This is a genomic window from Microcoleus sp. B4-D4, assembly GCF_036705185.1.
GTDB lineage: Bacteria > Cyanobacteriota > Cyanobacteriia > Cyanobacteriales > Microcoleaceae > Microcoleus.
On record NZ_JAUBTX010000014.1, the window covers coordinates 1,952 to 7,377 of the forward strand.

Below are 5,426 nucleotides of genomic sequence, written 5' to 3' on the forward strand. Positions count from 1 at the left end.
TAAATAGTTATGCCAATGCTTTGATTTTAAATAATCAGCATGAGAAAGCTTTACAGTTGTTTGAGCGAGCTCTTCAAATTGAACCTAATGATCTGATAACATTATGTAGTTATGCCAAAGCTTTGACTTCAAATAATCAGCAGGAGAAAGCTTTACAGTTGTTTGAGCGAGCGATTCAAATTGAACCTAATGATCTGATAACGCTAAATAGTTATGCCAATGCTTTGATTTTAAATAATCAGCAGGAGAAAGCTTTACAGTTGTTTGAGCGAGCGATTCAAATTGAACCTAATAATGTGATAACACTCAATAGTTATGCTTATGCTTTGAGTTCAAATAATCAGCATGAGAAAGCTTGGCCCTTGTTTGAACGAGCGCTACAAATTCAACCTAATAATGTGATAACGCTAAATAGTTATGCCAAGGCTTTGATTTCAAATAATCAGCCTGAGAAAGCTTGGCTCTTGTTTGAGCGAGCGCTACAAATTCAACCTAATAATGTGATAACGCTAAATAGTTATGCCAATGCTTTGACTTGGATTCGTGAGTATGAGAAAGCTTGGCCGTTGTTTAAGCGAGCGCTACAAATTGAACCTGATAATCCGAAAACTATTAGTAGTTATGCTATTACTTTAGCTTCAATTGGTCAGGATGAGAAGGCTTTACCCTTCTTTGAAAAGGCACTACAAATGGGATTGGAAGATCATAATATACGAAACGATTTTATTTATTTTCACTATTTTCCTGCACTAGAAAGACTAGGCAAGTACCAAGAGGCTATCAACCAGTTATCTGAAATAAAAAAGGATTTTCTGAGTCAGTATGAAGCTAATATAATTTTCCTCAAGTTAGGTAGGCTATATTACTGCATTAAGCAACGCAAGAAAGGTGACGAATATTTCGAGGCAGCAATTGCCAACTCGGATGACAAAGAGAAAACATGGCTCCACAGTGCTAGAAATATTTTTGCCAGCGATCCTCATAACGATACAGCCATTCAAATGCTGCGGAAAATCGACAAAGATTCTCCACGGTACGATCAGGCAAGGGAAATGCTGATTCTTAACTTTAGTGAGCAAGACTACTTTGAAATGGTCAACGCTGATGTCCCAAGTGAATTAAGCGACACGGAAATTCTCAATCGGGCGATGTATCACAAAATCGCCAATGAGATCAGCATCCTTAAAGCAATTGCTTATCGAATTTCACATCGCTCCGATCGCGAAGATCCCTTATTAAACCGTATTATTCAAGCGATTGAAGATGTCTTCAAAGAGGTTGAAAAACGCAAGGAAGCACAAAAATCTGAGATTGAAACTATTTCTAATGACGACTATCGGAGGATTTTGACGGTCATTTCCAAAACTGCTCATGATATCTCTGACTTTGTGAATAACGAATTGGCTGTGATCAAGTCGCAGACTATACGCTCCATCCGAAAGTTATCACCTAATGACGAGCATTACGCCCAGTTTGATAAATTGCTGACACAACTGGAACTAACCCAGAGTGCTCTCAATGACTTGAAAGCTATCAACGAAGGTATTTCGATCAAAAATCACCGTTTTCAGGTCAAGGAACTATTTGAAAAGTGGGAAATAACTTGCCATATTGATAATGCTTGGATTCTTCTAGACATAAGAAACGGTGACTCTCCGTTCTATGGAGATCAGGAAAAAATAAAGAGTGCATTGAATGAACTGGTCGAAAATTCTCTGAAGCACAATGCTGACCAGCCGAAATTGACCATTCATATCACATCTCAAGATGTCGTCAACCCATCAGGAATTCGGGGAATGAATGTCCCTGGAGAGCAAAAATATCTGTTTCTTGAATTTGCTGATGATGGTAAGGGCGTTCCAGAGTATCATAAAGATTGGATCTTTCAACCCCTAAAAACCACTTCTCAGGAGGGTAAAGGTAGCGGATTAGGGCTGTTCATTATCCGTAAAACCCTGACCAAGATGAAGGGCTATATTCGGGAAACGGGACAAGATGGAGCTAGATTTGAAATTTATATTCCTTATCTTGAGAAAGAGGTGTAAGATAATATGCAAACTCAAAACGTCCATTTGCTGTTGGTAGAAGACAATCCTCGATATTTGAATGAGTTACTGGAATGGCTTGGGGACTATGGCTATGAGCATATTGAAACGGCTACCAGTGTTGCTCAAGCTCAAGAGAAGTTTGGAAATCCCTTTGACGTAATTATTGCAGATATGCGAATGGATCAGGATGACAGTGGATTTGCTGTTATTGACGAAGTGAAAACCCGAAATCTTTCTTCTGTAGTTATTATCTTAACTGCCAATGATACAGTTTCAGATTGCCGCACTGCTTTCAAGATGGGCGCATGGGACTATATTTCTAAAACTATGCCCGGTAATATTTTCGATATACTTCATGAATCGATTCAGGATGCGATCGCCTATTTCAACCGTTGGGGTAACGTTCAGAATGAGCAGTGGATTAACGAGAATATAGAAACGTTGGATCAAACATATTTGGGTCAGTACATTGCCGTGATCAACAAAACGGTAATCGATGCAGCAGATACAGAAGAAATATTGAAAGGACGGATTGAGGAACGACAATTACGCCGATTTTTAACAACGATCAGAAAAATTGGCGAACTGCGCCCAATTTCTGAGTTGATCAAACTCCCTGAAAGCGATCGCCTGGAGTATAAGAGTACCTTTCAGTGGGATGTTCGGCGCGATTGTGAGAATAAAGAATTAAGATTTAGCACTCTTAAGACAATTGCTGCATTTCTTAATTCTGAAGGTGGAACTCTCATTATCGGCGTTGAAGATAATGGTAATATTTTCGGTCTAGAAAAGGATTTATCTTTACTATCAAAGGGAAATCTAGATCAGCTAGAGCGGACAATTATTGATTCAATTTGTCAATATATTGGCAGCAACTTTACTCAGCAGATTAAAATTCGGTTTGAAAAAAATGATGGCAAAGATGTCTGCGCGATTGATATAAAAAAATCTGCCAAAAAAGCTTGGCTACAGAAAACGAACGAAAAGAAACTTGAATTTTATATTCGGATGTCGAACAGCTCTCAACCTCTTGATATTCCAGATATCTACGAACACCTATAATGGGACTATGCGGTGCGTGAGAAATAGCTTAATCGTTGGTAGTTGAAGATTTCTCGTTCTCACGCACCCTCCAAAGCTACTACGGTTAGCGCAGTTTATGAGTATGAACCTTTCGCTGCTGCTGATGCTGCTGTACCGGAACCGATGACGGCGATGGGTACAATGGTGGCTGCTGGAATGAGTTTGTTGTGGAAGAAAAGACGCACAAAAAGATAAGAAGACAGGGCGGTTAAAATTACGTTATTTTCTTCAGTCTGCGGAGGCAGACTTTGTTTGTGTAGACGCGGTTTCAACCGCCGTCTGCATCTCGCCCCGCCTAGAAACCGGGTTTTTTACCGGGATTAAAAGCTGTAGCCCAGTTTTGCCCAAAAATTCGGTTTCTCAGTCAGGGACGAATTATGACGGTGTAGCAAGGCTTTGAGATTGCTTCACTACCTTCCAAATGACAGAAATACGTTAATCTAAAATCGCAAATCTAAAATCTAAAATCGGTTATCCCTTACAATAAACAAGCAATTATTATATTTTGAGTTATCCTGTGAGTCCTACTGCCGAAGTCAGCAATACCGTAAATACGGGCGCTCTGCCAACCGTTACCGCAGCCCGCCGCGCTGTTTTTCCCTTCACTGCAATTGTTGGCCAGGAGGAGATGAAACTGGCGCTGCTGTTGAATGTCATCGATCCGAAAATTGGCGGAGTGATGATTATGGGCGATCGCGGTACGGGCAAATCTACCACAATCCGCGCCCTCGCTGACTTGCTGCCAGAAATTGAGGTGGTGGCTGACGATCCTTTTAACAGTCATCCCACCGATCCGGATTTTATGAGCGATGAGGTGCGCGATCGCACTTTGCATCACGGTACAATGCCGATCGCCCGCAAAAAAGTCCAAATGGTAGACTTGCCGCTCGGCGCTACCGAAGACCGAGTTTGCGGTACGATCGACATCGAGAAAGCTTTGGCCGAAGGAGTTAAAGCTTTTGAACCAGGCCTGTTAGCCAAAGCTAACCGCGGCATTCTTTACGTCGATGAAGTCAATTTGCTCGACGATCACTTAGTCGATGTTTTGCTCGACTCCGCCGCCAGCGGCTGGAATACAGTCGAACGCGAAGGCATTTCGATCCGCCACCCGGCTAAGTTTATTCTCATCGGTTCCGGGAATCCAGAAGAAGGAGAACTGCGGCCACAATTGCTCGACAGATTTGGAATGCACGCCGAAATTCGGACTGTCAAAGACCCCAATTTAAGAGTAGAAATTGTCGAACAGCGATCGAGTTTTGACCAAAATCCCTCAGAGTTTCTCGCGAAATATCAGCACGAACAAGATGATATGCAGGAGAAATTGGTGGAAGCCCAGGAAAGGTTGAAATCGGTAACTATCGATCGAGATTTGCGAGTAAAAATCTCCCAAGTCTGCGCCGAATTGGACGTAGACGGGCTGCGGGGCGATTTAGTCACAAATCGGGCCGCCAAAGCTTTCACCGCCCTAGAATGTCGTACAGAGGTCACTGTGGACGATATTCGTCGGGTGATGACCCTGTGTTTGCGGCACCGATTGCGGAAAGACCCGCTAGAATCGATCGATTCGGGCTATAAAGTGACTAAAGTGTTCGATCGAGTATTCGGCCTAGAAACAACTGAGGGATAATTAATAATTGGTAATTGGTAATTGGTGGTGATGAAACATTTCCCAAATTTTTAATGTCTCATTCCCCATTTCCAATTACTAATTTCTGCAATGGAAAAACGAATTTTAGGATTAGATCCGGGCTTAGCGAATCTCGGCTACGGCGCAATTTCCTATCAAATTGTCCCCGGAAAAGAAGATGAAAACAGCATTTCCATGATTGATTGCGGCGTAATTAAAACAACGCCCAAACAGGAAATGGGACAGCGCCTGAAAACTATTTACGATGATTTGCACGAGGTAATTGAACAGATTAAACCCGATATAGCAATTGCCGAAAAACTGTTCTTTTACAAGATGGGAAATACCATACTCGTAGCCCAAGCGCGGGGCGTTTTGACACTGGTATTAGCGCAGTGTGGAGTGCCGCTGTTCGAGTTTACCCCAGCCCAAATCAAAAAAGCATTAACTGGGCGCGGTAATGCGGATAAATCTGAAGTACAAGAGGCCGTAGCGCGGGAGTTAGAGTTGGCTTATATTCCGAAACCGGACGATGCGGCGGATGCTTTGGCGGTGGCTTTGACTGGTTGGTACGACGATGATATTTGTCCGAAAAAAATCCCATTGGAAACCGTAAAAATTTAATCTAATCTTCAGTCTCGCGTTGCGCGGACTTTGTTTTTGTAGAA

Annotated in this window: 5 protein-coding genes; all 5 read left to right on the forward strand. The window is 42.2% G+C overall.

The window, feature by feature from the left end; all coding sequences use genetic code 11:
* Window positions 1–2,045, forward strand: a 2,045-nt coding sequence (locus tag QUB13_RS13140; protein ID WP_333381328.1) for a tetratricopeptide repeat protein, incomplete at its 5' end; no start/stop codon positions are given.
* A gap of 6 nt (window positions 2,046–2,051) precedes the next feature.
* Window positions 2,052–3,110 carry an RNA-binding domain-containing protein gene (locus QUB13_RS13145; protein ID WP_333381331.1) on the forward strand — a complete coding sequence of 353 codons (1,059 nt, stop codon included), beginning with the start codon at window positions 2,052–2,054 and terminating at the stop codon, window positions 3,108–3,110.
* A 42-nt stretch (window positions 3,111–3,152) separates the two neighbouring features.
* Window positions 3,153–3,326, forward strand: a complete 174-nt coding sequence (locus tag QUB13_RS13150) for a PEP-CTERM sorting domain-containing protein (RefSeq protein ID WP_333381334.1) — start codon at window positions 3,153–3,155, stop codon at window positions 3,324–3,326.
* A 322-nt stretch (window positions 3,327–3,648) separates the two neighbouring features.
* On the forward strand, window positions 3,649–4,758 hold the full coding sequence (gene bchI / locus QUB13_RS13155; RefSeq protein WP_442922165.1) for a magnesium chelatase ATPase subunit I: 1,110 nt from the start codon (window positions 3,649–3,651) through the stop codon (window positions 4,756–4,758).
* A 90-nt stretch (window positions 4,759–4,848) separates the two neighbouring features.
* On the forward strand, window positions 4,849–5,382 hold the full coding sequence (gene ruvC / locus QUB13_RS13160) for a crossover junction endodeoxyribonuclease RuvC (protein WP_194065704.1): 534 nt from the start codon (window positions 4,849–4,851) through the stop codon (window positions 5,380–5,382).
* Window positions 5,383–5,426 lie beyond the last annotated feature (44 nt).